General features: G+C 30.9%; 31 protein-coding genes and 2 pseudogenes. 30 read left to right on the top strand and 3 right to left on the bottom strand.

Going from position 1 to position 26,117, the window contains the following annotated elements; genetic code table 11:
* Positions 1 to 38 precede the first annotated feature (38 nt).
* The 8 genes from ACLR9T_RS01985 (at position 39) to ACLR9T_RS01950 (ending at position 3,548) form a co-directional block, all read left to right on the top strand.
* Entirely contained in the window at positions 39 to 215 is a 177-nt protein-coding gene (locus ACLR9T_RS01985; protein WP_413107852.1) for a hypothetical protein, read from the top strand.
* Positions 216 to 293: 78 nt separating this feature from the next.
* The gene (locus ACLR9T_RS01980; RefSeq protein WP_413107851.1) at positions 294 to 668 is read left to right on the top strand and encodes an alpha/beta fold hydrolase; all 375 of its coding nucleotides are present in this window, start codon (positions 294 to 296) and stop codon (positions 666 to 668) included.
* Positions 643 to 816 (top strand): alpha/beta hydrolase, encoded by a 174-nt coding sequence (locus ACLR9T_RS01975; RefSeq protein ID WP_413107850.1) that lies wholly within the window; start codon positions 643 to 645, stop codon positions 814 to 816. Before ACLR9T_RS01980 ends, ACLR9T_RS01975 begins: the two co-directional genes overlap by 26 nt.
* Before the next feature lie 472 nt (positions 817 to 1,288).
* Positions 1,289 to 1,852, top strand: a complete 564-nt coding sequence (locus ACLR9T_RS01970; RefSeq protein WP_413107849.1) for a DUF5714 domain-containing protein — start codon at positions 1,289 to 1,291, stop codon at positions 1,850 to 1,852.
* 410 nt (positions 1,853 to 2,262) lie between these two features.
* Positions 2,263 to 2,511: a GNAT family N-acetyltransferase gene (locus ACLR9T_RS01965; protein WP_413107860.1), complete on the top strand. Its 249-nt coding sequence runs from the start codon at positions 2,263 to 2,265 to the stop codon at positions 2,509 to 2,511.
* A gap of 81 nt (positions 2,512 to 2,592) precedes the next feature.
* On the top strand, positions 2,593 to 2,781 hold the full coding sequence (locus tag ACLR9T_RS01960) for a hypothetical protein (protein WP_413107848.1): 189 nt from the start codon (positions 2,593 to 2,595) through the stop codon (positions 2,779 to 2,781).
* Entirely contained in the window at positions 2,757 to 2,975 is a 219-nt protein-coding gene (locus ACLR9T_RS01955; protein ID WP_413107859.1) for a GNAT family N-acetyltransferase, read from the top strand. The genes ACLR9T_RS01960 and ACLR9T_RS01955 overlap by 25 nt, the downstream gene beginning before the upstream one ends.
* A 339-nt stretch (positions 2,976 to 3,314) precedes the next feature.
* The gene (locus ACLR9T_RS01950) at positions 3,315 to 3,548 is read left to right on the top strand and encodes a hypothetical protein (protein WP_413107847.1); all 234 of its coding nucleotides are present in this window, start codon (positions 3,315 to 3,317) and stop codon (positions 3,546 to 3,548) included.
* Between the two features lie 118 nt (positions 3,549 to 3,666).
* Here ACLR9T_RS01950 and ACLR9T_RS01945 read toward each other — a convergent pair whose 3' ends face one another.
* Complete coding sequence (locus tag ACLR9T_RS01945; protein ID WP_413107846.1) at positions 3,667 to 4,545, bottom strand: LysR family transcriptional regulator; 879 nt, start codon at positions 4,543 to 4,545, stop codon at positions 3,667 to 3,669.
* A 170-nt stretch (positions 4,546 to 4,715) separates the two neighbouring features.
* Between ACLR9T_RS01945 and ACLR9T_RS01940 the strand changes: the two genes are divergently transcribed.
* The 6 genes from ACLR9T_RS01940 (at position 4,716) to ACLR9T_RS01915 (ending at position 11,927) form a co-directional block, all read left to right on the top strand.
* Entirely contained in the window at positions 4,716 to 5,987 is a 1,272-nt protein-coding gene (locus ACLR9T_RS01940) for an adenylosuccinate synthase (RefSeq protein ID WP_008791661.1), read from the top strand.
* Positions 5,988 to 5,998: 11 nt separating this feature from the next.
* A complete protein-coding gene (gene guaA / locus ACLR9T_RS01935; protein WP_201900288.1) occupies positions 5,999 to 7,546 on the top strand; it encodes a glutamine-hydrolyzing GMP synthase in 1,548 nt (515 codons plus the stop codon).
* Between the two features lie 744 nt (positions 7,547 to 8,290).
* Positions 8,291 to 9,316, top strand: a complete 1,026-nt coding sequence (locus ACLR9T_RS01930) for an amidohydrolase family protein (protein ID WP_413107845.1) — start codon at positions 8,291 to 8,293, stop codon at positions 9,314 to 9,316.
* 52 nt (positions 9,317 to 9,368) lie between these two features.
* Positions 9,369 to 9,890, top strand: coding sequence for a TetR-like C-terminal domain-containing protein (locus ACLR9T_RS01925; RefSeq protein WP_413107844.1), 522 nt, complete (start codon positions 9,369 to 9,371; stop codon positions 9,888 to 9,890).
* A 121-nt stretch (positions 9,891 to 10,011) separates the two neighbouring features.
* The gene (locus ACLR9T_RS01920; RefSeq protein WP_413107843.1) at positions 10,012 to 10,305 is read left to right on the top strand and encodes a hypothetical protein; all 294 of its coding nucleotides are present in this window, start codon (positions 10,012 to 10,014) and stop codon (positions 10,303 to 10,305) included.
* Positions 10,306 to 10,322: 17 nt separating this feature from the next.
* Positions 10,323 to 11,927: an oleate hydratase gene (locus tag ACLR9T_RS01915; protein WP_413107842.1), complete on the top strand. Its 1,605-nt coding sequence runs from the start codon at positions 10,323 to 10,325 to the stop codon at positions 11,925 to 11,927.
* A 58-nt stretch (positions 11,928 to 11,985) separates the two neighbouring features.
* On the opposite strand, the gene ACLR9T_RS01910 is transcribed toward ACLR9T_RS01915, so the two are convergent.
* Complete coding sequence (locus tag ACLR9T_RS01910; protein ID WP_413107841.1) at positions 11,986 to 12,564, bottom strand: TetR/AcrR family transcriptional regulator C-terminal domain-containing protein; 579 nt, start codon at positions 12,562 to 12,564, stop codon at positions 11,986 to 11,988.
* Between the two features lie 188 nt (positions 12,565 to 12,752).
* Here ACLR9T_RS01910 and ACLR9T_RS01905 point away from each other — a divergent pair, with 188 nt between their 5' ends.
* The 10 genes and pseudogenes from ACLR9T_RS01905 (at position 12,753) to ACLR9T_RS01860 (ending at position 22,881) form a co-directional block, all read left to right on the top strand.
* Entirely contained in the window at positions 12,753 to 13,070 is a 318-nt protein-coding gene (locus tag ACLR9T_RS01905; RefSeq protein WP_413107840.1) for a hypothetical protein, read from the top strand.
* 2 nt (positions 13,071 to 13,072) lie between these two features.
* The gene (locus ACLR9T_RS01900; protein WP_413107839.1) at positions 13,073 to 13,774 is read left to right on the top strand and encodes an ABC transporter ATP-binding protein; all 702 of its coding nucleotides are present in this window, start codon (positions 13,073 to 13,075) and stop codon (positions 13,772 to 13,774) included.
* Between the two features lie 9 nt (positions 13,775 to 13,783).
* A complete protein-coding gene (locus tag ACLR9T_RS01895) occupies positions 13,784 to 17,254 on the top strand; it encodes an FtsX-like permease family protein (protein WP_413107838.1) in 3,471 nt (1,156 codons plus the stop codon).
* A gap of 717 nt (positions 17,255 to 17,971) precedes the next feature.
* Positions 17,972 to 18,354, top strand: a pseudogene (locus ACLR9T_RS01890) (relaxase/mobilization nuclease domain-containing protein).
* A gap of 152 nt (positions 18,355 to 18,506) precedes the next feature.
* Positions 18,507 to 19,301 carry an MBL fold metallo-hydrolase gene (locus ACLR9T_RS01885; RefSeq protein WP_413107837.1) on the top strand — a complete coding sequence of 265 codons (795 nt, stop codon included), beginning with the start codon at positions 18,507 to 18,509 and terminating at the stop codon, positions 19,299 to 19,301.
* Positions 19,302 to 19,338: 37 nt separating this feature from the next.
* Positions 19,339 to 19,824 carry a hypothetical protein gene (locus tag ACLR9T_RS01880; protein WP_413107836.1) on the top strand — a complete coding sequence of 162 codons (486 nt, stop codon included), beginning with the start codon at positions 19,339 to 19,341 and terminating at the stop codon, positions 19,822 to 19,824.
* Positions 19,825 to 19,907: 83 nt separating this feature from the next.
* The gene (locus ACLR9T_RS01875) at positions 19,908 to 20,084 is read left to right on the top strand and encodes a hypothetical protein (RefSeq protein ID WP_413107835.1); all 177 of its coding nucleotides are present in this window, start codon (positions 19,908 to 19,910) and stop codon (positions 20,082 to 20,084) included.
* Between the two features lie 172 nt (positions 20,085 to 20,256).
* Positions 20,257 to 21,483: a nicotinamide riboside transporter PnuC gene (gene pnuC, locus ACLR9T_RS01870; RefSeq protein ID WP_413107834.1), complete on the top strand. Its 1,227-nt coding sequence runs from the start codon at positions 20,257 to 20,259 to the stop codon at positions 21,481 to 21,483.
* Between the two features lie 74 nt (positions 21,484 to 21,557).
* Complete coding sequence (gene efp, locus ACLR9T_RS01865) at positions 21,558 to 22,115, top strand: elongation factor P (RefSeq protein WP_008791678.1); 558 nt, start codon at positions 21,558 to 21,560, stop codon at positions 22,113 to 22,115.
* 19 nt (positions 22,116 to 22,134) lie between these two features.
* Positions 22,135 to 22,881: an SDR family NAD(P)-dependent oxidoreductase gene (locus ACLR9T_RS01860; RefSeq protein ID WP_035110614.1), complete on the top strand. Its 747-nt coding sequence runs from the start codon at positions 22,135 to 22,137 to the stop codon at positions 22,879 to 22,881.
* Here the strand turns inward: ACLR9T_RS01860 and ACLR9T_RS01855 are convergent.
* Positions 22,878 to 24,137, bottom strand: coding sequence for an aminotransferase class I/II-fold pyridoxal phosphate-dependent enzyme (locus ACLR9T_RS01855; protein WP_413107833.1), 1,260 nt, complete (start codon positions 24,135 to 24,137; stop codon positions 22,878 to 22,880). The genes ACLR9T_RS01860 and ACLR9T_RS01855 overlap by 4 nt on opposite strands.
* Positions 24,138 to 24,471: 334 nt before the next feature.
* On the opposite strand from ACLR9T_RS01855, the gene ACLR9T_RS01850 reads away from it, so the two are divergent.
* The 6 genes and pseudogenes from ACLR9T_RS01850 (at position 24,472) to ACLR9T_RS01825 (ending at position 26,106) form a co-directional block, all read left to right on the top strand.
* Positions 24,472 to 24,615 carry a hypothetical protein gene (locus tag ACLR9T_RS01850; RefSeq protein WP_413107832.1) on the top strand — a complete coding sequence of 48 codons (144 nt, stop codon included), beginning with the start codon at positions 24,472 to 24,474 and terminating at the stop codon, positions 24,613 to 24,615.
* A 19-nt stretch (positions 24,616 to 24,634) separates the two neighbouring features.
* Positions 24,635 to 24,775 carry a hypothetical protein gene (locus ACLR9T_RS01845; RefSeq protein WP_413107831.1) on the top strand — a complete coding sequence of 47 codons (141 nt, stop codon included), beginning with the start codon at positions 24,635 to 24,637 and terminating at the stop codon, positions 24,773 to 24,775.
* Positions 24,759 to 24,941: an AAA family ATPase gene (locus ACLR9T_RS01840; RefSeq protein ID WP_413107830.1), complete on the top strand. Its 183-nt coding sequence runs from the start codon at positions 24,759 to 24,761 to the stop codon at positions 24,939 to 24,941. Before ACLR9T_RS01845 ends, ACLR9T_RS01840 begins: the two co-directional genes overlap by 17 nt.
* Positions 24,942 to 24,987: 46 nt before the next feature.
* Positions 24,988 to 25,329 carry an ATP-binding protein gene (locus ACLR9T_RS01835; protein WP_413107829.1) on the top strand — a complete coding sequence of 114 codons (342 nt, stop codon included), beginning with the start codon at positions 24,988 to 24,990 and terminating at the stop codon, positions 25,327 to 25,329.
* A 26-nt stretch (positions 25,330 to 25,355) separates the two neighbouring features.
* Positions 25,356 to 25,709: pseudogene (locus ACLR9T_RS01830) on the top strand (DUF4062 domain-containing protein).
* A 31-nt stretch (positions 25,710 to 25,740) separates the two neighbouring features.
* A complete protein-coding gene (locus tag ACLR9T_RS01825) occupies positions 25,741 to 26,106 on the top strand; it encodes a hypothetical protein (RefSeq protein WP_413107828.1) in 366 nt (121 codons plus the stop codon).
* Positions 26,107 to 26,117 lie beyond the last annotated feature (11 nt).

The following is a 26,117-nucleotide window of genomic DNA, read 5'->3' as shown; positions in this document are numbered from 1 at the left end:
TGAAGATAACAAAGTTGTATTTTTATAGGAGTAATTAAATGGAAAAAGAACTAAATTTTAAAACATACGAAAATTCATGGGGTTTAATATTATGTCCTATAGTTGAAAAATATATATCAATTTTTTTTGGTAATAGTCATGTTATATGTAGCGGGGATGTGGCAAATCCACCTTTAATATTGCTTCACGTAGCAAGTTGTGGCTCACCTATTTGATATAAGAACATCTCATTTTGGATTAAGTATTATAGGGTTTATGCGATAAATTTGATAGGCGAATCATCTAAATGCATTTTGACTAAGAAACTAAAATCGGCACATGATAATGCAAAATGGCTGAATGAAACATTAATGGGATTAAAATTAAATAAATTTATCCTTTATGGTCTTTCAATAGGTGGTTGGAATGCTGACAACTATGCAATTTTTTACCCACAAAACGTAATAAAGTTAATATCGTTAAGTCCGGTACAAACATTTGCGAAAATATACAGTTCGATTTTTATAAAAATAATGAAAATGTGGTTTAATCCAACAAGAAAAAATGTTGAAGCTTATATTGGGTGGGCAAATGAAAAAGAAGAACCTCTTCTTAATAGCATAATTAAATTGTTTATAATTTCAGTGATGAATATGAATTCAAATGTCTGTTTTTGTAATGTTTGGTGAAAATGAATTTGTATTTTCATTGCAAAATGCAACAAAGCGTGTAATCAGTAACTTAGACTTACAAATTGTAGATGAAGCATCCTATCTTCTTTCTGTAAGTAAACCCGACTATATTAATGCAAAAGTATTAGAATTTATGGACAAGTAATAAATTTTATTTTATGGAGTAGAAGTAAAGAGTATCAAAAATTGGAATTTAAAGAGGGGATGTCTTTATGATAGGTTTTTTAATTTGGAGTATTGTTGTATCAGTTTTTGTAATAATAGGTATATTTTGTTTGAATTCAAAAAATGCTGTAGGTTTTTTCACTGGAACTGAGCCTCCAAAAATTGAAGTATAAAATGTAAAAAGATATAATCTAGCCGTTTCATTTTTATGGTTTGTTTTGCAATTTTATTTGAGATTGTTGGACTCCCGCTTTTATTTGTTGAACAAAACTCTCTAGTAGCAATTTTTTGATTCCTGGATCAATGATACTTGCTTATCTTAGAATTGTTGATTGTTATGAAAAATAAGTCAATTACAATATACTAGGAGTGTAAAATGAAAAAAGTGATTCTAATAAAATGGCATTAGGATTAGTGGATGGACTACTTGTAGATACGTGGAGGAGAAATATATGAACGAAAAATATAAGTTAATAAAAAATGAATGTTTGAATTCGAATACACGAAATCCAATTGAATTGATTTTAAGCATAATGAAAAAAGAGTATATTAATATTCATGGACCTGAACATCATGTTTTAGATGGTTCCTGCTTTTTAACAGCTATGCATAATGCAGGTGTTAAATTTGATTTAGATAAAGCATTAGATGAAATGATAGTTAGAGGTCAAAAAATGCCAGGGGCTACTTGTGGTCAATGGGGAATGTGTGGTTCTTCTGCTTCTGTTGGAGCAGCATTAGCAATTATTCATGAAACTGGACCTTTAAGTAATAATCAATATTACAAAGATAACTTATGCTATGTGTCAAAAGCACTAGAAAAACTTGCTGATGTTGGGGGTCCAAGATGTTGTAAAAGAAATGCATTCTTATCTATATTAACTGCTATCGATTTTGTTGATGAGCAATATGGAATTAAATTAACTAAACAAGAAGTCAAATGTATATTTTCAAATAAAAATAAGCAATGCATAGGTATGAGATGTCCATTTTATATGGGTGAAACTAATGATTAAGCAGTGAGATTAGTTAAAGAGATTTATAATATTGATTTAGAAGATCCTATTGGTAAAAAGAATGAGGAATATATTAAAGTTATCAAAACAATTAATACAAAAATTTTTTTGATTTGAAATTAAGATTTAAGTGTTAAATTTCAGTTTATTGAAAAGATATAATGATGAAGATTGAAATAGAGTGATTTAATATTATTGCACTTACCTCAAAGCAACTTGGTTTATGGGTGTATAACATTAAGAAAATTGAAAAAGAACTGTTATGCTCATACAAGGCAGAATCGATAAAGGGATTATTTCGTGAAATTGTAGGTGGACAAGTAGAAAAGTCTCAAAAAGATTTTAAAAATTATTTATGACACACTTTTTGGTTTATAGTTAAGAAATCGGATAATTGTGTGGTTGGGTAGATTGGTTTTAAGGATGTTTTTAATTATGATGGAGAAGTTGAAATAGGTTATGGTTTAGGGCGTGATTTCGAGCATAACGGTTACATGACAGAAGCAGCTCAGGCATTTTGTAATTGGGCTTTACAGCAAGATGAAGTGAAGCACATTATTGCAAAAACAGGTGTTGATGGTATTTCATCACAAAAACTTTTAGTAAGATGTGGTTTCAAAGAATATGCTAAAAATGATACAGTATGGTGGCGGTTATAAATTATAATTTATGGAGGTAAATAGATGATTAGAGAAGTTATTAAAGATGATTTGGAAGAAATATTATAATTATATTTAAGTTTGCATGAACAATCAGTTCCTGAATTATTAGAGAATCTAATATCTATATGGAATCAAATAATAGAAGATAAAAATCACCATCTTACAGTCAATGTAAAAGATAATCAAATTGTTTTTTCTTATACATGTATTATTATTCCTAACTTGACTAGAAATACAAGACCATATACATTGATAGAAATGTTGTAACACATAAAAATCATAGAGGGAAAGGTTATGCAAGTGAATGTATGGAATACGTAAAAAGTATATCTATAAAACAAAATTGTTATAAAATGATGTTACTTACAGATTCAAAAGAAGAGAAAACATTTAATTTTTATCAAAAGGCAGGATATAACAGTATAGATAAAATAGCATTTATTCAGGTGTTTGATTATTAATCAAATACTAGTTTGTGTATACAAAAATAATGGTGTCATTTTATCTGTCCTGAGTATTTCAGAAGGGTATAGAACACACTATACGATTCAAGTACATCAAGGCAAGTAGTGGTTGGATTACTAAGGGTGGTAATCAGATATAAATCATCCGGGTTATCTAATGCATAAATAATAAATTCTTAAGATTAATGATAAAATAATAGCTGGTTAATTACTAGGACACGTATTTGTTATTGAGTATTCATTCTTGATGTAGTAAAAAAGGTGAAGTATTCATATTTAATGAGTTGTTTAGCTGACTTAATTTTTATAGAAATCTTATTATAGCTATTTTATCCAATGAATAATTATTTTGATGCTGTCTTTTTAAAAGCGGGAAATATTTTATTTATTATTGATATTTCTATTTCTTGGATGTATTTTACATTAGTTGGTTATTTTGTGAATTCACTTTTTATTTCAATTAATCATGCAAATTTAATTGATATAATATATATTTTTATCTATTTATCATTAATACTGCCTATTATTCTTGTGATTTTAAATAGATTAAAAGGAGTATTAATGCAATAAATATAATCTTTAGTTTAACCATAGACCTATGTATATTAATATTTATAAAAAACTTAGAATCAAGATATAATTTAATTGGATATAATCTATACGATTATTAGCTCTTTATTTTCTTGATTTAATAATTATCATTTGATATTAATTCAATAAACTTGTTTGTAGCAACAGATTGCGTTCGACGTTTAGGATAAGCATAACCAATGCTGCGTTTAGGTAATGGTTGTGCTATTTTTATTTCATGTAATATTTGCTGATCAAGTAATTCCTGAGAGAATTCTTTAATAACACAAGAGATTCCTAGTCCTGCTCTAGTAAAGTCTAATAATAAATTATGAGCCCCAAGTTCAATGGTTGGTTTTAGTAATAATCCTTTTTCAGCAAAGTAGTTATCGATACGATTACGAGTGTTTGATGACTTTTCTAAAAGAATTAGTGGTTTATCAGCTAATTCATTGAGGGTGTAAATATGATTATCTAATTCTTTAGAGACAAAGATATCATGAACCTGGAAACATTCTTTGATTACAAGGGAATCATCTTTGATAGGAAGATTTAGAAAGCCTAGATCTATTTGATCAGATTTTAATAATTCACGGGTTTCTAGACTGGTTCGATTAATTACTTTGATTTTAACCCCAGGATATAGTTGTTTAAATTTAACAATATAATCAGTCAAAAAATACTCACTAAAAGTATCACCAGCTCCAATAATTAACTGACCATCTTTTAATTCACGATAATTAGATAATTGGTTTTCTACTCCTGTAATCAATGCTAAAGCTTTGTCGATTTGCTGATGTAATAATTTACCTTCTTTAGTTAAACTAACTCCCTTAGAATTACGGATAAATAATTGAGTTTGTAGTTCTTTTTCAATACTGCTGATTGTTTGAGAAACTGCTGATTGGGAAATAAATAGATTTCTAGCAGCAATTGAAAAAGATAGAGTATTAGCTGCTTCATTAAATATTTTGTATTGTTCTAGTTTAATATACATATAACCACTCCTTATATCATAAATATAATATATTAATTTTACTAATATCTATGACTATAATATAATTATTCCGTAAACTAGTCAAATAATTACATTATTATATTGAGATTGGTAAATTATATCTCTCTATTGTTTATAATGTAATAGTAGATAAGAAAGGTGTGAAGTTAATGGCTGGAGTTGTTGTAGTAGGAAGTCAATGGGGCGATGAGGGTAAAGGTAAAATTACTGATTACCTGGCTCAAAAAGCAGATATCGTTGCTAGATATCAAGGTGGTAATAATGCCGGGCATACAATTGAATTTAATGGTCAAAAGTTTGCTTTACGTTTGATTCCTTCAGGGATTTTTAGTGGTAATGATGTTATTTTAGGTAACGGAATGGTAATTAATCCTAAAGCTTTACTTGAAGAAATGAAATATTTAAATGATGCTAATATTAGCACTGATAAGATCATGATTAGTGATCGGGCTCATGTTATCTTACCTTATCATTTAGAAATCGATGAAATTCAAGAAACTAGGCGTGGAGCTAATAATATCGGAACGACTAAAAAAGGAATTGGACCTACATATGTCGACAAATATGAACGGGTGGGAATCCGTATGGGTGAATTCATTGATGAGGAATTATTTAAAGAAAGATTAGAAGAAGCTTTGGCTTCTAAAAAAGCGCAATATCCTGAACTTACATGTAGTGCCGAGGAAATCTTTGAAGAATATAAAGAATATGCTAAAATCATTGCACCAATGGTTTGTGATACTGGTGTTGTTTTAGATGAATGTTTTCAAACTGGTAAAAATGTATTATTTGAAGGGGCTCAAGGGACAATGTTAGATATTGACTATGGTACATACCCATTTGTTACTAGTTCACATCCCGGTGCTAATGGAGTAGCTGAAGGCTCTGGAATTGGCCCATTATATATTAATGAAGCAGTGGGAATTGTTAAGGCTTATACAACAAGAGTAGGTAGTGGGGCTTTCCCAACAGAAATTGAAGGTGAATTGGCTGATCAAATCCGTGAACGTGGCCATGAATATGGTACAGTAACAAAAAGAGCAAGAAGAATTGGATGGTTTGATGCTGTTGTTGTTAATCAATCAAGAAGAATGTCTTCATTGACGGGAATTAGTTTAATGTTATTAGATGTATTATCAGGGTTAAAGACATTAAAAATCTGTACAGCTTATGAATTAGATGGTAAAATCATCAAAGCATTACCTTCAACGATTAAACAGTTGAATAGGGTTAAACCTGTTTATGAAGAAATGCCAGGATGGGATGAAGATATTACTAAGGTTACTTCTTTTGAGGAATTACCTGAAAATTGTCAAAAGTATTTAAGAAGAATTGAAGAATTGATTAATTGTCCAATTGTAATTTTCTCTGTTGGTCCTGATAGAGAGCAAACAATTGTGTTAAGAGAAATTTTTAAATAGGAGGATAGCTAGTGAAAAATGAATTAGTAATTGTAATTGATTTTGGTGGTCAGTATAACCAATTAGTAGCACGTCGAGTACGTGAGTGTAATGTTTACTGTGAGATTTATTCTTATAAAGTAGATATTGAAAAGATTAAAGAGATGAATCCGAAAGGAATTATATTAACGGGTGGTCCTAATAGTTGTTATTTAGAAGATTCACCTACTTATCAAAAAGAATTATTTGAATTAGGGATACCGGTATTAGGTTTATGCTACGGGGCTCAGTTAATGCAGCATGTGTTAGGTGGTAAAGTAGAAAAAGCTGATGTTAGAGAATATGGTAAATCTCATTTAATTGTTAGTAAACAAGAATCTAAATTAATGAAAGATGTGGCGGTAGAGTCGATTTGCTGGATGAGTCATTTTGATTATATCTCAAAAATTGCTCCAGGCTTTGAAATTACATCTTACACTAAAGACTGTCCAGTTGCTTCATGTGAAGATGAAGATAAGAAGTTATATGCAATCCAATTCCATCCCGAAGTTTTACATACTGAATACGGAACAAAAATGTTATCTAACTTTGTTTTAGATGTATGTAATTGTAGTGGAGATTGGCGTATGGATTCATTTGTTGAAGAACAAATTAAAGCTATTAGAGAAAAAGTTGGTAATGGTAAAGTATTATGTGCTTTATCTGGCGGAGTTGATTCATCAGTGGCAGCGGTATTATTATCTAAAGCAATAGGAAACCAATTAACTTGTGTTTTTGTTGATCATGGATTACTTCGTAAAAATGAAGGTGATGAAGTAGAAGCGGTATTTGGACCTGATGGTCAATATGACTTAAACTTTATTCGAGTTAATGCTCAAGAAAGATATTATGAAAAGTTAAAGGGTGTTGAAGAACCTGAGGCCAAACGTAAAATTATCGGTGAAGAATTTATTCGTGTTTTTGAAGAAGAAGCTAAAAAGATTGGGACTGTTGATTTCTTAGTTCAGGGAACTATTTATCCTGATGTTGTTGAAAGTGGATTAGGTGGTGAATCAGCAGTAATCAAATCTCATCATAATGTTGGGGGCTTACCTGATGCAGTGGATTTCAAAGAAATCATTGAACCATTACGTGATCTTTTCAAAGATGAAGTTCGTAAAGTAGGTCTTGAATTAGGAATCCCGGAATACTTAGTATTTAGACAACCGTTTCCTGGACCAGGACTTGGTATTCGGATCATTGGTGAAGTAACGGCTGAAAAAGTTAGAATCGTTCAAGATGCTGATGCAATTTATCGAGAAGAGATTGCAAAAGCAGGATTAGACCGAACAACAGGTCAATACTTTGCTGCTCTTACTAATATGCGTTCAGTGGGGGTTATGGGTGATGAAAGAACTTATGATCATGCTATCGCGCTTAGAGCCGTTAACACAATTGATTTCATGACAGCAGAAGCTGCTCAAATTCCTTATGAAGTATTAAATAAGGTTATGTCTAGAATTATTAATGAAGTTCGTGGGGTAAACAGAGTAATGTATGATATTACTTCAAAACCACCAGGAACAATTGAATTTGAATAGTTGCAAGTGGTTAAGAGGTGTCCAGTAAGGATGCCTTTTTAATAAGGTTTTTGATTATAAAATTTCATATTTGCCAAAGTATTTTACAGAATGAGTTTTAGATATAATTTACACAAATATAAGATTTAACGATACCTAAGTTTAAAAAAATGTATTTAGGTATTGTTAAATTCGATTATTTTATAATGATGGTACTCTGCTATATAGTTGAATATCATCATTTTATATTTATTAGGAAATTTGCTTTTATTTATTGTCAATAATAATGTCAATATGACAAGAGGGGAGAATTAAAGCGGAACTACTGACCAAAAATGAAAAAAAATAAACTTTGGTCAATAAATAATTATAGCAATAACTCATCAAGAAACGTATACAAACCAAGGGGTTAAAATAATAGATGTTACAGATTGGTTAATGAAAGAGGAATCTTAACAGTGATATTACACTGACATTAAATTATTTGAATAATACCAATCGATTTATAAGTGTCATTAAAAGTGGCACTTTTTAAGTTTAACGTTGCCATTTTTAAAAAAAACAAAAATCGGTAACGTTAAATGTTTGAAAATGGTAAAAAATGATACGACGATATATGATAAATTCTAAAATATTATTTTATATTGATTATATTTTTTTAATAATTTATAAGAATACGGTCAAAGCATGAGTGATTGATGGTTTCATTTATAAATAAGAGAATTATAATTAAGGTGCAATCGAAAATATTAGGAGGATTTATTTATGAAAAAAGGTTTTATTGATGTACATCATCACATTATTCCAGAAGAATATAAGGCAGCACTTGCTGAGGTTGGTGTTGGGAAATCTGGAGGATTAACGATAGGGGAGTGGACCGCACAAAAGAGTTTAGATCTTATGGAAACTTTAGGTATTGAAAAGGCCTACTGTTCTATATCTGAGCCTGCACTTTATCCGATTGTAGAAAAAGACAAAGTATTAGGACGTAAAAAGGCACGTATGTTAAATGAATATATGGCAAAGCTATGTGCTGATTACCCAGGTAAATTTGGCGCATTTGCGGTATTGCCTTTACCAGATGTTGAAGGATCTATTGAAGAGGCGATCTATGCTCTTGATGTTTTAGGACTTGATGGTGTAGGAATGCTTTCAAATTATCGAAATGAATTCTTAGGAAATCGAATGTTTGATCCATTATTCGATGAACTTGATAAAAGAGGTGCACTTATCTACATTCATCCAAGTATACCAGTTGATGTGGAAGTATTTAAACGTCCAGAGTTTGTACCTCTTGATTATTTTCAAGAATTTTGTTTTAATACGACGCGCGCAGCATCGAATCTTGTATTCAGTGGAACACTTGAGAGATGTCCTAATATAAAACCAATTTTATCACATATGGGAGGGACACTACCGTATTTGAGTTGGCGTTTAAATGAATGCTTCCCAGGTAACAAAAGACCAGAAAACCCAATGCTACCTGCATACATTTATGATGGATGGTGTAGTTTATCTAAACCAGTATATGAATACTTTGCTCGTTTCTATTTCGACTGTGCACTTTCTTGCCACGATATTGCATTCGCTGCTGTAGATAAGTTGGCACCAAATCATGTTTTATTTGGAAGTGATTCATTTTATGCCTCTTTAAATTCTGGCAAAAAGTTTGTACAAGAAGTAGAAGCATATTATAAGGGTGATGCATTGAATGAAATTAAAAGAGAAAATGCAATTCAGTTATTTTCTAAAAAACAAATAAAAGAGAAGGTGAACACATATGAAGAATGAAGAAATATCTCTACAAACGAAAAAAAGTCTAGCAGATGCTTTAAAAAAACGAATGCAAACAACGGCTTTTAATGATATTAAGGTAAGTTCTTTACTTAATGATTGCAATATTACCCGCTCTACTTTTTACTATCATTTTGAAGATATCTATAAATTGATGGAATGGATGTTTGAAAGTGAAGCGATTGAGTTGCTTAAAAAAAGTGAGAACTGTTATACCTGGGATCAGGGAATTCTTCTATTACTTCGTTATGTGCAAAAAAATAGTAGCGTTTGTATGTGTGCGTATAATAGTCTAGGATGGCAAATTTTAGAGCGGATGTTCTACAAAGATACCAAACAAATCTTGTGTAGGTTTGTAGATACTCTCTTAGAAGAAATTCCTGCAAAACCAGAACATGTCGAATTCATTGTTGATTATTATGTTCGTGCTTATGTATCTTGTCTTGCTGGTTGGCTTGCAAATGGAATGAAACAGACGCCCGAGGAAATGATTGAACTTATCGATATTGCTTCTTATGGTAATATTAAGCGTGCACTAAAGCGTAGTGTGGAAAAAACACACAAAGTATAAGACAACTTTCCATACACTTTACCCGTAATGTAGGATATGCTACATTACGGTTTTTTTGTTTGTTTTATTTCTGTTTACTACACTTTACAATGAAGTTATCAAAAGAAAGGAGGTACACATGATGGTAAATGGAACATATTCTATTTTGCTTAAAACTCCAATGGGTGCAAAAAAAGGAGAGATGACTCTTATCGTAAACGGAAGTGAACTTCATGGTAGCATTATGGTCAAGGGGAAGGAAAATCCCTTCAGCGATGGACGTGTGGATGGCGATTCTTTCAGTTTCAATGGTGAATTAATGTCGTCTATGGGAAAACTTGTTTACGAATGTGATGGCTTAGTGAGTGGTGATGAACTAACTGCAATCGCAAAAGCCAAAAAAGGCACACTTAAAATTACAGGAAGCAGAAAATAAAAAAGGAGGAAATAAAAATGCTTGGTAATAAAAAAAGAAATGATAATAAACAATTTTATTTTATAGGAGGAGGACTTGGTAGTTTGACAGGTGCTGCATACTTACTACGCGACTGTGGCTTTGATGGAAAAAATATCCACATCATCGAAGCACTTCCTATTATAGGAGGCTCTAATGATGCACAAGGTGATCCAGAACATGGTTGGGTTTGTCGAGGTGAGCGTATGTTCAACCGACAAACATATGAAAATTTTTGGGATATTATGTCTAGTATCCCTTCATTAAAAAATGATGGAAACTCTGTAACTGACGACATATTTGAGTTTTCTACTTCTAAACCTTGTCATGCTAAGGCTCGCCTTCTCGATGAAGATGGGGAGATTATGGATGTATCCAGTTATGGGCTTAATAAGCAAGAATTAATGATGGTTGCTAATCTTTTTAAAGCAGATGAATCTGATCTTGAAGATCTTACAATCGAAGATTGGTTTGGAGAAAGTGAACATTTTTGGACAACTGTATTCTGGTATGTTTATGAAGGTACCTTTGCTTTTACACCTTGGACAAGTGTTATGGAATTCCGTCGTTATCTAACTCGGTTTTTCCATTTGATTCTTAGATTAACAAATATGAAAGGTATTACACTAACAGAAAACAGTCAATATGAAAGTGTTATTTTACCAATTATGTCGGTTTTAGAAGAAGCAGGTGTTAATTTCATTTACAATACAGCAGTTACAGACATGGATTTCTTAGAGGGAGATGCGATTACTGTGAGTGGATTACATACTCTTTCAAATGGAAAAGAAGGATATATTCAACTTCATGAAGGAGATATGGTTGTGTGTACATTAGGTTGTATGACTGATAATGCTTCTTTAGGTAGTGCTACAAAACCTGCCATTAAAAATGATAGTTATCCAATGAGTGCGACACTTTGGAAAAATATTGCAGCGAAAAAAGATAATCTGGGTGATCCAGATAAATTCTTTGCTCACCCAGATAAGTCTAGTTGGATGACATTTAACTGTACATTCAAAGGAAATACATTGATGGATTGGTTAGAAAAATACACTCATAATAAAACTGGTGAGGGTGTTGTCACTATGTTTACAGGTTCTCCTTGGCACCTAGAACTTCGCAATCCATTACCTCCATATTTTGAAAATCAACCAGATGGTTATTCATTCCTATGGACTTGTTCATTCTATCCTGATAAGCAAGGACGCTTTGTGAAGAAGAGTGAATATGAATGTAATGGAATGGAAATTTTGGAAGAAATACTTATGAGTTTACCAATGGATGATGAAACTCGACAAAAGTGTCGTGATGAAGTCGTTGCAGCAATCCCAGTTATTCTTCCCTATACGAATGCACATTTTATGCCACGAGCTATCGGTGATAGACCTCAAGTTGTACCAGAAAATTCAACAAATCTTGGGTTTACTGGACAATATTGTGAAATCCCAGAAGATGTTGTATTCACTGAAGAATACTCTGTCAGAGCAGCACGCACTGCCGTTTATACATTGTTAGATATGAAGCGAGAAGTCGCACCTGTCAAACCAATTCGTTTTGATGCAAGAATTATTATCGCTGGATTAATGGCATATTTAAAATAATACTTATATGTAAAAGGTGAAGCCAAATGGCTTCACCTTTTTATGTTATAAAACAGTTCTAATTTTCACAAAATTCTTTTACTACAGATGTAAGTGAGTAACGAAATACAGTAGAAATATATGTGACAAGCTCTTCTTGGCTTTGTTGCTCTTGGTGTGTAATCCTTTCTACAAGTGTTCCAGCAATCGCTTCTGTATAAAAAGCAGCTAAGAATTTTTTGAAATTATCTGGAAGTTTTTTATGTGCTTCTGCTTCCGCTTTGCTGATGATAATTTTTGTGATACCTACAAAATCACTATAGAAAAATCTTTTTAACTCATCTCTACCTAAAGAATCATAAATATTATTTAAGAATTTATTGTTTACTTTAATATAATCAATAACAAATGAAATCGCTTCTTCATAATCAACAATCAAGTCAAAGTTTTTAACAACATCGATGGCTTCTTGTTCCAATGTCCATTTTAATAGATCATAAACATCTGAAAAGTGATAATAAAAAGTCTTTCTATTAACCCCGCATTCGCGTATCAATTCGCTGACAGTAACCTTTGAAAAAGATTTCTGTAAGATAATTTTCTTCAATGCTTCAGCAAAGAGTTTTTTTGTATTTAAACTTGTGATTTCATATTTCATAGCTAAAACCTCCTTGTATAAATTTAATATACACTTATCCATCAAATGATTCAACGATTATTTTTTAATTATTTGTTCCCCAATCTTTATTTGTTTGTCCGTATTTTACTCAACTGTGCAAATATGACCATACTTTTTGTTCTCATACATTTTTATAATAACAATGTAACAAGAAAGGAGTAAACATTATGGGAGAGTATACAGAGCAATATTGTTACGCGATAAAAATGATTACACCAGTTGGTATACGGGATGGCAGTTTATTGTTGAACATAAATAATAGAGATATCTCGGGCTATCTTGATATTTTGAATCATCGAAACGCATTGTCTGGGAAAATACTAGAACATGGACAGTGCGAATTGAAGGGTGAACTAGTTTCGCTCATGCGTAAATCAAATTATACAGCAGTAGGAACTTTTGATTTTCGATCGATTCAATTAACGCTTAAAGAAGAAAAAAATAGTTATGAATTATATGGTATTGCAAAAGATTGGAGGCTTTAATCATGAGTTATATAGAAATGATAAACAGTTGTAAAACATATGAAATGGGTGATAGTAAAATATACGCCAATAGAGATGTGAATTTCGGGATTGAAAAAGGTGAATTAGCCATTATTTTAGGAGCATCTGGTGCTGGAAAGTCCACTGTGCTCAACATTTTAGGTGGTATGGATAGCAATGATCAAGGAAAAGTGGTTATTGATGGAAAAGATATATCAGATTACACACCTAAACAATTAACAACATATCGAAGAAATGATGTAGGATTTGTATTCCAGTTTTATAATTTAGTACAAAATTTAACCGCAAAAGAAAATGTGGAATTGGCTTCGGAGATTGTTGAAAATGCGCTTGATGTTACTCAAGTGTTGAAAGATGTAGGATTAGCGAAGCGAATGAACAATTTCCCTTCTCAATTATCTGGAGGAGAACAACAAAGAGTAGCCATTGCCAGAGCAATCGCTAAAAACCCTAAAATTTTATTATGTGATGAGCCAACAGGGGCACTTGATTATCAAACAGGAAAACAGGTATTACAAATATTACAAGATATGTGTACACAAAAAGGAGCGACCGTTGTTATCGTAACGCATAATGCAGCGCTTGCACCGATTGCGAATCGTGTAATTCATATGCACGATGCTCAAGTAAAAAGTATAGAAGTAAATCCAAATCCACAAAGCATAGCAGAAATCGAATGGTAGGTGATACTCATGAAAAAGAAAAATTTATGGAAAGACATTAAAAAATGTTTTTCTAACACAAAAGGACGATTTATCTCTATCTTCGCTTTGATGATGCTAGGTTCCTTTGCCTTAGTTGGTCTTAAAGTAACAGGACCAAATATAAGAGATACAGGAACTCATTATTTTCAGGATTTGAACTTATCAGACATTACGGTAATTGGAGATTATGGAATTGATAAAGAAAATCAGAAAGCGATCAATCAATTATCCGGTAGTGAAAAAATCGAGTATGGGTATTTAAAAGATGTTGAAATTAAGGATTCAACAGATGCGATTCGTGTTCTTTCTAACCCCGATGAAATTTCAAAATATGAATTGATAGAGGGAAGAAATGCAAAAAAGGATAGTGAAATTGTCTTATCCAATACGTATGCCGATAAATACAAAATTGGTGATACAATAAAGTTTGTTGAAAAAGGAGATGTTACTGGAAATTACGTTTTAAAAAAGCATTCTTTTAAAATTGTAGGTTTTGTAAATTCACCAGAATTTTTATCTTCCATCAATATGGGACAATCAACGGCAGGAGCCGGTGAATTAAAAGGATATGCCTTTGTAAAAAATAGCGTGTTTGATTCTGATTATTATATGCTAGCACGTATTACTTTCAAAGATACAAAAGATATAAGTCCATATACAGATAAATATACAAACTGTATTCAAGATCATAAAAGTAAATTAGAAAAATTATTAGTAGATCAACCAGAGTTGAGATTAGAAGCCATCAAAAAAGAATATCAAAAACAAATTGATGATGGACAAAAACAACTCGATGAAGCAAAAGAAAAATTATCAAATATAGAAGAACAGTTAGTAAATGCAAATAAACAAATTGAAGATGCAAAAGCAACGATTAGTTCTTCAGATGCAAAGTTACAAGAAGCACAAAAACAATTAGCAGATGGGCAAACTCAATTAAATGAAAAATGGGCACAGTTACATGGTGCAAAGCAAGAGTTGGATGGTGCTAAAACTACATTACAAGCAACTGAGTCACAGTTAAATACAGCTCAGCAGGGAATTATACAAGGTTGGAAACAAATTGATGCAGCGAGTAAAGAGATTGCGTCAAAAGAAGCAGAGCTTAATGCAGGGAAAGCTCAAATTGAGGCTAGTAAACAAGAATTAAATAGTGGAAAAGCTCAATATGAAACAGCGATCGCTTCTTATGAGCAAGGTATCGACGCCCTTAATAAGCAACTTGAAAACCCTGCTCTTAGTGATGAACAAAGAAATGAAATAAACAGACAATTGGCAGTTGCTAACGCAGAACTTCAAGTAGTGAATACACAGTATCAATCATTTATGAAGGATACGTATAATCCAGGGATGTCGCTTATTGAGGCGAAGGAGCAAGAACTTTCAGAAAATGAAGGAAAACTCAATCAGTCAAAAGAAACACTACTAGTTCAAAAGCAATTATTAGAGAAAAAAGAATTAGAATATAATGCAGGCTATTTTAAATACCAAGAGAGTATTACTTTATATAATCAAAGTTTAAATACCTACTATACTGGTTTAGCAACATGGGAAGATGCTTTTAATACATTGTCATCAAAAGATAATGAATATAAAGAAAATGTTTCAAAACTAGAACTTGCCAAAAAAGAACTCGCTGAAAAAGAGGGTGAGTATCAAACTGGATTAAAAGAATTTAATGAAAAAAAGGGTGATGCTGAAAAGCAAATAAGTGAGAATGAAGAAAAATTAGCAGATGCTAAAGAAAGTATGGATCAATTAGAACTCCCTGTGTATTCTTTAGATACACGTAGAGAAGTACCAGGTTCTGATGGTTATAAAATTTATGATACAATTTCTATCATTATTGATTCTTTAGCAAATGTTTTCCCAATCTTCTTATATTTTGTAGCTGCCCTAGTTACATTAACAACAATGACACGTTTTGTTGATGAAGAAAGAATCAACTCAGGTACATTAAAAGCATTAGGCTATACAGATAAAGATGTCATGAAGAAGTTTACCATTTATGGTTTAGTTTCTGGATTGACAGGATCCATCACGGGTATTGTTTTAGGTCATATCTTAGTTCCTATAATCGTTTATAATGCGTATGGGCCAAGTTTTGATGTTCCACAAATAGAAATGCATTTTTATTTAAAGACAACGATAATCGCATTAATTTTAGCGATGATCAGTACAATTCTTCCAGCTTGGGTTGTCGCTTCTAGAGAATTAAGAGAAAAACCAGCGGCTTTATTATTACCGAAACCTCCAGCAAAAGGATCTAAAATTTTCTTAGAACGTATTAAACCAATTTGGAATAAAATGAGTTTTACTCATAAAGTAACCGCTAGAAATATTTTCCGTTATAAGAAAAGAATGCTCATGACCATCTTTGGAGTTTGTGGTGCAGTTACCTTATTGTTTGCGGGATTTAGTGTTCAAAATTCTATTTCTGGAATCAATGAGAAACAATTTGGAGAAATTATTAAATATGATTTAATCGTAGCTCAAAATAACAATCTAAATGATGATGAACAAAAAGAAATGGATGTGTTATTATCTGCTGATGCGCTTAAAAAGCAATCCCCAGTATATTATGACTCACTTACAAAAGTAGCGGGCAAAAATAAAGATAAACAAGCAATCAAATTGATTGTCACAAAAGATGAAGCAGAGTTTGATGATTATATCGCTCTTGAACATCGTAAGACACAAAAGAAAATAGATTTAAAGAAGAAGGATGGAGCTATCATTTCAGAGCGATTTGCAAAATTATTAGATGTTGAAGTTGGAGATAGTTTTACAATATCCGATTCCAACAATTGTGAATATAAGTTAAAAGTTGCTGATATTACCGAAATGTATACAGGACACTTCCTCTTCATGAATGATTCATATTATGAGAAATCATTTTCAAAAGAATATGAACCTAATGCAAATTTAATTATATTGAAAGATAAATCGACAGAAAATGCTCGTGTACAAGCAAGCAAATTCATGCAATCCGATAGTGTCAAAGGTGTTGTTCAAAACATGACATTAACAAACCAAATTGATACGATTGTTGTTTCATTGAATAAAGTTATGCAAGTATTAATTGTAGTAGCTATTATGCTTGCAGTTGTTATTCTTTATAATCTTACTAATATTAATATCGCAGAACGGATTCGAGAACTATCAACCATTAAAGTACTCGGTTTCTACGATAAGGAAGTAACTATGTATATTTATAGAGAAACCATTTTACTCTCTCTCATTGGAGTTTTAGCGGGGTTTGGATTTGGAGATGTTCTCTATCGATACATTCTAGCTGTAGTACCACCTGATGAAGTTATGTTTAATCCAGCATTAGGTGCGAAAGCATTTGTAGTTCCAGTAATACTAATTGTCACTATTACAGTGATATTAGGTTATATCATGAACAAAAAACTAAGCACATTAGATATGCTTAGTGCACTAAAATCAGTAGATTAAAAACAGGTAAGTTAGCGATAAAATTTACAACTAGCTTTTTGATGGATTTATACAATATTAAAAAAGAATTTATAAATTGAGATGATGATTAGCAACTCTGCTTAATTGTCATCTTTTTTATTGTTTTTGGCTTGCTAAAAAAAGTAAAGGATTTTATTCTTTTACTTAGTTGACAATACACAGACAATAAAGTTTTTAAATATAATGAAGAACAAGCGTTATTTACTAGATTAAGATGTGCAAATAGTGCTATAATACATATGAAAACAAGATAAATATGATAATCAGTATCGAATTTGAATAGTATTTGATATAAAAAAACGCCTTTAGTTAGGCGTTTTTAGCATATTTAATAATAAATGACCTTAAATAGTTGATGAACGGTCCTTTTTTGCTTTCTTTGAATGGATTAGCACAATTTTTTGAAAATTCAGAATACCCCAACACTCAATCAAGCAATTTGTTTTGAGGATAAAATACAAATATAGGATTCCTAAGACTCAATGAATTGGAAATAATTTAAATCAGCTAGTCAAATTATCTTACTACCAGCTTCTAATAGAGTAAGATACTCTTATTGGTATTAGCACAATTAAAATCGCTTATATCTTCAACTGAGTTAATAGTAAGGAGTGTAAGTTAATGGCAACAACTGGAATGTGGTCAGTTAAAAGCTGATTAGATCATTTAGTTGATTATGTATCAAATCCATTAAAAATGGTTACTCAATATGTGACTTATATTAATTGTTCTTTTGACAATCCAAAAGAAATCATGGAAAATACAAACAAACATTATCATGATGAAAGTGAAATTCTTGCATTTCATGGTTATCAATCATTTGAGGAAGATGAAATTGATGCAGATTTGGCACATCAATTAGGCGTATTACTTGCTCAAAAAATATGGGTGATCGATTTGAAGTTATTGTATCCACTCATTTAGATACTGATAATATTCATAATCACTTTTTGATTAATTCTACCTCTTTTAAAGACAGCAAACGTTATTGTAATACCTATAAAGATATTTATAACATGAGAAAAGTATCTGATGAATTATGTTTACAATATGGATTATCAATATTGCAAACTGCGTAATGGGAATAATATTGAAAAGTATAATATATTCTTTGTGATTTCTGTTGGATGATTGATTAAATTTTTTTATCAAACTTAAATTGATTGTTAATAAGAATAGTATATTATATAATCTATATGTATTACAAATTAGAATTTGTAAAGGAGATTTTATGAGAATAACTTCATTAGTTGAAAATACGACTAAGTCAGAACTTAAAACAAAACACGGACTTTCCTTATATATTGAAACGAAATCACATAAAATTCTATTTGATTTAGGTTCAGATAGCACATTATTTGAAAATGCTATGAAAAGAAATATAGATATTTCAAAAGTGGATACTGTTATTATTTCTCATGGGCATTTTGACCATGGAGGAGCATTGAAAAAATTTTTAGATATTAATTCTGTGGCAAATATCTATGTGCAAAAGGAAGCCTTTGAACCACATTACAGTAAAACCTTATTTCTTAAAATACCAGTTGGAATTGATAGTAAGCTTAAATCTAATAGGCAAATCAAACTATTGAATGGTAATTATAAAATTGATGAAGAATTATCGCTATTTACAGTAAGTAAAACAAATAAATTTTATTCTCCTGCCAATAATGCTCTTTATGATAAAAAGGGCAAAGATACTTTTGTACACGAACAAAACTTGATTATTTCAGAAAATAAAGTAGTAGTTATTATGGGGTGTGGGCATTCTGGTGTTGTAAATATCATGGAAGAAGCAGAGAAGTATCAACCACATTTTTGTATTGGTGGTTTTCATTTGTTCAACCCACTTACAAAGAAAACAGTATCAAAAGAATTGTTAAACAGTATTGCAATGGAATTACAAAAGTATAAAGATATTGAATTTTATACTTGTCATTGCACTGGTGAAAAGGCATATCATTATCTATCTCAACAAATGGATAATATGAATTATATGTCTTGCGGTAATGTTATCGAAATCTAAGTATATATATAATTGAATTTGATGGAGGAAAAAGGTAATGGTAAAAGAAAAGGGTTCGTTTAAAGAGTTTCTATCGGCAGTTGCACCAGAATATCAAACGTTTGTCGAGAAACTTAATAACAAACTTATTGAACAAGGCTGTGACCTTGTAATCAAAGAAGCAAAGAGCGGTTATACTGCTTCATACCAGCTAGATAAGAAAACTGTAATGAATTGGGTGTTTCGGAAGTCAGGTGTTTTGGCACGCATTTACGGAGACAATGCTGGCAAGTATGAGGATATAATCGCTTTTCTGCCTGCTGAAATGCAAATGAAAATGACTGCTTCTCGTGACTGTAAGAGACTTATTGACCCTGCTGCTTGTAGTGATACCTGTGTCAAAGGTTTTGTTTATACATTGAATGGCGATACGCATAAAAAATGCCGTAATGACGGAATGTTCTTCCTACTGACAAACGAAACAGCGGAGCATATAGCTGGGCTGGTCTGTGCAGAGGTTACTGTGCGTAAGTCGACTTTATAGCGACAGAATAGTTAGGTTCCATAAATCTCAGTTTATATAAAGTAATGTTAGAATAGAAAGGTAGAATTTATGAAGATAGTAGAATGATCCTGTTGGTTGCTGAAGCAACTGCCTGTGCATACAACATTATAGAGATGGCTAAAGCAAATAATCTCGATTCATATAAGTATTTATTATATATGTTTGAATATCTGACAGGTCAAGATATAAAAGATTCTAGAATTATAGACATATTCATGCCCTGGGATGATGAAGGATAAAATAGATGTAAATTATAAAAGTCAAGTTCTTTGGTTACAAAGAATATTGACTTTTTTAATACACTATATTATTTTGTGCTTACTATTTATAAAAAAGTATTTCATATTTATAAAAATATATTATAATGTAAAAGCATTAAAAAAGTAAATATATAGGGGAAGAAGGTTTGATATGATTAAATTTTTTAAGGTCAACATGGAATCTAAAAAATGGTTAAGAAAGATAGAAGTAATATTTTCAATAGGATTATGTATTGCTTCAATTATATCAATTGGATATGGCTTGTTTGATATTAATGCTAATATTGAAGATATACAGTTTAAACAAAGTATCCAGATGACAAGAGATACTGACTTAGAAGACTACAGTGAAGATAACACGATTTGTGATGTTACCTATATAAATGGTGACAAGCAGCTAATTGTATCTTATTCATATGAAGACTATGTTAAATTAGATGATAAGACAATTACAGCATATGAATACGAAACAAAAAATGGGACAAAATTATATTTTGATCACCAAAATATAAACGATCAAGAAGTACAGTATGCCTACAAACAAGTAAGAGCTAATGAATTAGCCTCATTATTTAACTTTGGGATTGCTTCTTTAATCTTGATGTTATCCATTTTAATTATGATGTTATTTGCAAAACAATTTACAACCTATGAAAAATCATGGTTTATTTCGATCATGGTTCTAGCAACGATTTTTTCCGTAGTTTTCCCAGAAGAAAGTGCTAATGGGGTAAATGGAATTATCATTATGCTGCTTTATTTATTGGATACATTCTTAAATATTCTTTGTGAATTATTGATTTCTAAACAATCACGATATAATTTTCTTGTTTCGGTATTAGTTGAAATTGTTGAAATTGCTATATGTGTAGTATTAATGTATCGATTTGCTACAATGGCAACAACATTATTTTTCTGGCTGCCAATTGATATTATTAGTTACATAAATTGGTCAAAACATAAAGATGATGAAGAAAATGAATTAACAGTAGTAAGAAAACTAAGAGGATACCAGGAAGTTTTAGTTATCATCGGAATCATTGTTTGGACGTTTGTAATTGGATATCTTATTAGTGGTTTAAATATTGCCACGGATTTCTACAACAATGAATTATTAGAAACATTCATTATCTATATTGATGCTTGTGCCTCAGCAGTAGGGATTGCAAATGGTTTATTTATTTTCTTTAGGTTGCAAGAGCAGTGGATTGCATGGTATATTTGTGCATTTCTTGAAGCCGTTATAAATATTATTTCGGGACAATATGTTTTATTAGTTCTAAAATTAGGCTATTTTACTAATACAACATATGGTTATATCAAGTGGAGCAGATATATTAAGGAACATACAACAGAGAAACAAGCACAAATATCATAATGTGTCTTGAGGAATGATGTTAAAATTGATAGAATAAAGTATATATTAAAATGTGCAAGATTAGGAGTGAAAATATGGCTATATTAGCAGGTGATTTTAAAACAGGATTAACTTTGATTGTTGATGGTGATCCTTGTCAAGTTATGGATTTTCAACATGTAAAACCAGGTAAAGGGGCTGCCATCTTAAAAACAAAGATGAGAAACTTAAAAACTGGAGCGATTCAAGAAAGAAACTTTAATGCTTCGACTAAGTTTGAGGCAGCAAATATTTCAAGAAAAGATGCGCAATATTCATATGAAGCAGATGCTACTTTTTATTTTATGGATCTAGAAACATATGAAACATATGAATTGGCAGAGGATCAAGTAGGGGACAATAAATATTATATTATTGAAGGTTCAACTGTTTCATTAATGTTCTTTGACGGGTTATTGTTATCAGTATCTGTTCCTGAAAAAGTAGAATTAACGGTGGTTGAAACGGATCCAGCCATCAAGGGTGCACCATCTAACCAGACAAAAGATGCCGTTACTGATACAGGGTTAACATTACGGGTTCCTCAGTTCATTGATACTGGAGAAAAAATCGTTGTGTTTACAACTGATGGAAAGTATGCTGGAAGAGCTTAATAAGCTCTTTTTTAAAATTATGAATAAAATTGTATTGATTACTGGGGGGGCTAAAGGAATTGGCAAAGCAATTGCTTTAGAATTGGCAGAACAAGGATATGATATTGTAATTAATTATTTAACATCTAAAAAAGAAGCTGAGGCATTAAAAAATATGATTATTGATGATTATGGAGTACGTTGTTTGGCTATTGCAGGAGATGTTTCTAAGGAAGATAAAGTAGATGAAATGGTATCTTTGATTGAGTCAAAACTTGGTGGCGTTGATATTTTGATCAATAATGCAGCCGTAGATTTATCAAATTTATTTCATTTAAAAAATGCTGAAGAATTTAGAAAAACATTAGATGTAAATGTAGTAGGAGCATTTAATTGCAGTAAACGTGTTTATCGCCATATGATCGATCAAGAATATGGAAAAATCATTAATATCGCTTCGACCAATGGTATTAATACCTATTATCCGATGTGTATTGATTATGATGCATCTAAAGCTGCATTGATTTCTATGACACATAATCTTGCCTTTGAATTTGCACCTTTTGTTAATGTAAACTGCATTGCTCCAGGTTTCATTGGTACGGAAAATGAACTGAATGGTTATGATGAGCAATTTTTAAAAGAAGAAGTTGAAAAAATCATGGTCAATCGCTATGGTGATCCTCAAGAAGTAGCTTATTTAGTAAAGTTTTTAGTAAGCAAAGAAGCTGATTTTATTAATAATACCGTAATTCGAATTGATGGTGGACAAAAAGGAAGTTGCTAATCCAACTTCCTTTTCATATTTGATAATGCTAATAAAATAGATAATTTTCCATACTCAAAAGTTAAACCGCCTTGCATATATAAGGTATATGGTTCAATAACTGGGGCATCAGCACTTAATTCAATCGTACTGCCTTGAGTAAAGCTGCCGGCAGCCATAACTTCATCAAAAGGATACCCTGGCATTGGAGCTGGTAAAACATGGACAAATGAATCAATTGGACTAGTTTGTTGAATGCCTTGAGTAAAGCTTACTAAATTCTCCTTAGATTTAAGTTCTAATGTTTGAATAATGTCAGTCCGTGGTTCATCATAGCGAGGAGATACGTTTGAATATTCTAGTTTTTCCAACATATAAGCTGTAAATATAGCAGTTTTTAATGCGTTTTTTACAGCATTGGGTGCCATAAAAATCCCTTTAAAAAAAGCATTGTTTAAATTGAAATTAGCCCCTAAATCTTTTCCAATTCCTGGAGCTGTTAATCTTTCCGCTACCATATAAACTAAATTTTGATTACCGGCTACATATCCTCCAGTTGGAGCAATCCCGCCACCAAGATTCTTCATTAAAGATCCGACAACAATATCAGCACCAACATGCCCGGGTTCTTTGGTTTCTACCAACTCGCCATAACAATTATCTACCATAATAATTACTTCATCATTTACTTCACGAATCTTTTTAATGATCCGTTCAATCTTTGCTATCAATAATGACTTACGATGTGAATAACCTCTAGATCTTTGAATTTCAACTAATTTTATATTCTTTTCTTTTAAGCGTTCAATAATTATTTGATCATCAAAGTCGTCATTAATTAATTCAATTTGTTCGTACTTCACTCCAGCAGCTTTTAGCGACTGACTTGAATCTCCGCTTATCCCGATCATTTCCTGAAGTGAATCGTAAGGAGCCCCAGACAATGAAATCATTGTGTCACCATGTTTTAATAAGGCTGAAAGAGTTAAATATAAAGCATTTGTTCCACTCATAATTTGAGGCCGTACTAATGCATCCTTACAACCAAGGACAGTTGCAAAAATCTTTTCAATTTTATTTCTTCCCTCATCATAGTTTCCATAACCATTGATATCACTAAAATCTGAGTAAGAGACTTTGTTTTCAATAAAAGCAGATAAGATTCGATTAGAATTTGTTAGACAAATAGAGTCGATCTTTTCGTAGATATCATGTAAAACTGTATCAGATTCTTTAGCTAAAGCAAGTAGATCCGGATTTATTTGTTCAAGTATCATAAAAAACCTCCTATAAATAATACATTGTTTATTATACACATTTATTGATTAATTGTATTGATATCTATTGAAGAAATATTAATAAATTGAGAAAATAAAAAAACATCAAGTATAAAGCAATGACTAAGGATTAAAATGTGTGATATTAAACCATTTTCTTATTGAATTATTCCTGGTATCATGATTGTAAGGTGACTTATCAAAAGTTTGACATAACTAGATTTAATAATTTTTAAAAAGGTAAAGTATTAGAAATTTAATCTGATTCCCAAAAATAAAAAAATATTATTTTTGGGAAATAGGGTGATATAATATAAAATATGGAGGTCTTAATATGCGATTGATAAATAGACAAGAATATCTAGAAAAATTAATTAATGTTATAGGAACGCCAGATATAAAAATAATTAGTGGTGTAAGACGTAGTGGGAAATCAAAACTTTTTGACAGATATAAATATAATTCATATCAATTTTAATATAATTAAATTTGAAGACTTGAAAGAATATCATGCTTTAGAAAATTACATTGAAGCTGCTTATGTTTATGGTAAAGAAAATTTTGTAATGATTGATGAAGTCCAAATGTGTCCAAAGTTCGAATTAACAATTAACAGTCTACATGCAATGGAAAAATAGGATATATATCACGGGTTCTAATGCCGTTTTACTTAGTTCAGATTTAGCAACATTATTTATAGGAAGAACATTTGAAAGAAAGGTATATCCATTTTCTTTTAAAGAATTTCTTCAATATTATGGGCTTGATGATTTGTATATGCCTTTTGATCGTTATCTCAAATAAGGTGGAATGTCTGGCTCATATTTATATAAAGAACAAGAAGCAAAATATGGATTATGGTCATGTTTTTGAAAATATAATTGCAATTGAATTACTACGTAGAGGATATGAAATCTATGTTGGTGTTCTTTACAAAATGGAAATTGATTTTGTTGCTATTAAACGAAATAAAAAAATTTATATTCAAGTTTCAGATAATATTAGCGATGATAAAACTTTTAAAAGAGAAATTACTCCATTATTGAAAATTAATGATGTATATCCAAAAATGGTTATTGCACGAACAAATCATGAGGGGTATCAATATGAAGGTATTAAAATTATGGATATTTCATATTGGTTAATGATAGTCATTAACCAAAAGTGTAAATATACTGATTTTGGGAAATAGAATTAGAAAAGGAAGGTGAATATGAATTGGATAAAAAATCACAAGTTTTTATATCCTTAACATACGTAGATTTAAAAGAGGAAAGACAACTTGCTGTTATAAGTATTTTAGAGTCAGGTCATATTCCAGCTGGTTTGGAAATATTTTCAGCAAACAGTGAAGAATAATGGAAAGTAATAAAAAAATGGATTGATAATTCTGATATCTATTTATTAATTTTAGGTGGTAGATATGTAAGGATAAATAATCAAACAGAAATTAGTTATACTGAAATGGAATATGATTATGCTGTAACTACAAATAAACCAATCATATCAATTGTATTGTCAGATTTTTATTTGAATAACATAAATAATTCCAAAAGTTATTTTGGAAATTGAAAGAAACGAAGATATTCACTTGCCATGGTGATTGCAAGGGGATTTCTCAAAAATCGAAGGTAAATTTAAAATTCGTAAATTAAGTTTTAATGAATTAAATAATAATTTGAGATCAAAAAAGTTTTTAATAAATGAGAATTATCAAAAAGATTTTGGTGAAAAAATTAGTGGATTAGATGCGTATATATTTATTAAACATATGGGCGGCTCTTTTGCTTCTTCATATGTTGATAAAAGTTGCCCTGAACAATATTTTTATAATGTAATATGTCCTTATTTCATATCTTTAGGACTATTAGAAATATATAGAGTGACTGGCAGAAAATATTATCGAACTAGATTCACTAAAAATGGTATAAAATATAATCAATTATTTAAAAAATTTGAGAATAAATGAGAATATGTTAT

Source organism: Thomasclavelia sp. (assembly GCF_047249845.1).
GTDB lineage: Bacteria > Bacillota_I > Bacilli_A > Erysipelotrichales > Coprobacillaceae > Thomasclavelia.
This window is presented reverse-complemented; position numbering and strand designations above follow the sequence as displayed.

What these genes read in the sequence shown, in the direction of transcription:
- ACLR9T_RS01985 (WP_413107852.1), top strand. Translation starts at nt 39, where the DNA reads ATGGAAAAAGAACTAAATTTTAAAACATACGAAAATTCATGGGGTTTA.
- ACLR9T_RS01975 (WP_413107850.1), top strand. Translation starts at nt 643, where the DNA reads ATGTCTGTTTTTGTAATGTTTGGTGAAAATGAATTTGTATTTTCATTG.
- ACLR9T_RS01970 (WP_413107849.1), top strand. Translation starts at nt 1,289, where the DNA reads ATGAACGAAAAATATAAGTTAATAAAAAATGAATGTTTGAATTCGAAT.
- ACLR9T_RS01950 (WP_413107847.1), top strand. Translation starts at nt 3,315, where the DNA reads ATGAATAATTATTTTGATGCTGTCTTTTTAAAAGCGGGAAATATTTTA.
- ACLR9T_RS01945 (WP_413107846.1), bottom strand. Translation starts at nt 4,545, where the DNA reads ATGTATATTAAACTAGAACAATACAAAATATTTAATGAAGCAGCTAAT.
- ACLR9T_RS01940 (WP_008791661.1), top strand. Translation starts at nt 4,716, where the DNA reads ATGGCTGGAGTTGTTGTAGTAGGAAGTCAATGGGGCGATGAGGGTAAA.
- ACLR9T_RS01930 (WP_413107845.1), top strand. Translation starts at nt 8,291, where the DNA reads ATGAAAAAAGGTTTTATTGATGTACATCATCACATTATTCCAGAAGAA.
- ACLR9T_RS01925 (WP_413107844.1), top strand. Translation starts at nt 9,369, where the DNA reads ATGCAAACAACGGCTTTTAATGATATTAAGGTAAGTTCTTTACTTAAT.
- ACLR9T_RS01920 (WP_413107843.1), top strand. Translation starts at nt 10,012, where the DNA reads ATGGTAAATGGAACATATTCTATTTTGCTTAAAACTCCAATGGGTGCA.
- ACLR9T_RS01915 (WP_413107842.1), top strand. Translation starts at nt 10,323, where the DNA reads ATGCTTGGTAATAAAAAAAGAAATGATAATAAACAATTTTATTTTATA.
- ACLR9T_RS01910 (WP_413107841.1), bottom strand. Translation starts at nt 12,564, where the DNA reads ATGAAATATGAAATCACAAGTTTAAATACAAAAAAACTCTTTGCTGAA.
- ACLR9T_RS01905 (WP_413107840.1), top strand. Translation starts at nt 12,753, where the DNA reads ATGGGAGAGTATACAGAGCAATATTGTTACGCGATAAAAATGATTACA.
- ACLR9T_RS01900 (WP_413107839.1), top strand. Translation starts at nt 13,073, where the DNA reads ATGAGTTATATAGAAATGATAAACAGTTGTAAAACATATGAAATGGGT.
- ACLR9T_RS01895 (WP_413107838.1), top strand. Translation starts at nt 13,784, where the DNA reads ATGAAAAAGAAAAATTTATGGAAAGACATTAAAAAATGTTTTTCTAAC.
- ACLR9T_RS01885 (WP_413107837.1), top strand. Translation starts at nt 18,507, where the DNA reads ATGAGAATAACTTCATTAGTTGAAAATACGACTAAGTCAGAACTTAAA.
- ACLR9T_RS01880 (WP_413107836.1), top strand. Translation starts at nt 19,339, where the DNA reads ATGGTAAAAGAAAAGGGTTCGTTTAAAGAGTTTCTATCGGCAGTTGCA.
- ACLR9T_RS01875 (WP_413107835.1), top strand. Translation starts at nt 19,908, where the DNA reads ATGATCCTGTTGGTTGCTGAAGCAACTGCCTGTGCATACAACATTATA.
- pnuC (WP_413107834.1), top strand. Translation starts at nt 20,257, where the DNA reads ATGATTAAATTTTTTAAGGTCAACATGGAATCTAAAAAATGGTTAAGA.
- efp (WP_008791678.1), top strand. Translation starts at nt 21,558, where the DNA reads ATGGCTATATTAGCAGGTGATTTTAAAACAGGATTAACTTTGATTGTT.
- ACLR9T_RS01860 (WP_035110614.1), top strand. Translation starts at nt 22,135, where the DNA reads ATGAATAAAATTGTATTGATTACTGGGGGGGCTAAAGGAATTGGCAAA.
- ACLR9T_RS01855 (WP_413107833.1), bottom strand. Translation starts at nt 24,137, where the DNA reads ATGATACTTGAACAAATAAATCCGGATCTACTTGCTTTAGCTAAAGAA.
- ACLR9T_RS01850 (WP_413107832.1), top strand. Translation starts at nt 24,472, where the DNA reads ATGCGATTGATAAATAGACAAGAATATCTAGAAAAATTAATTAATGTT.
- ACLR9T_RS01840 (WP_413107830.1), top strand. Translation starts at nt 24,759, where the DNA reads ATGCAATGGAAAAATAGGATATATATCACGGGTTCTAATGCCGTTTTA.
- ACLR9T_RS01835 (WP_413107829.1), top strand. Translation starts at nt 24,988, where the DNA reads ATGGATTATGGTCATGTTTTTGAAAATATAATTGCAATTGAATTACTA.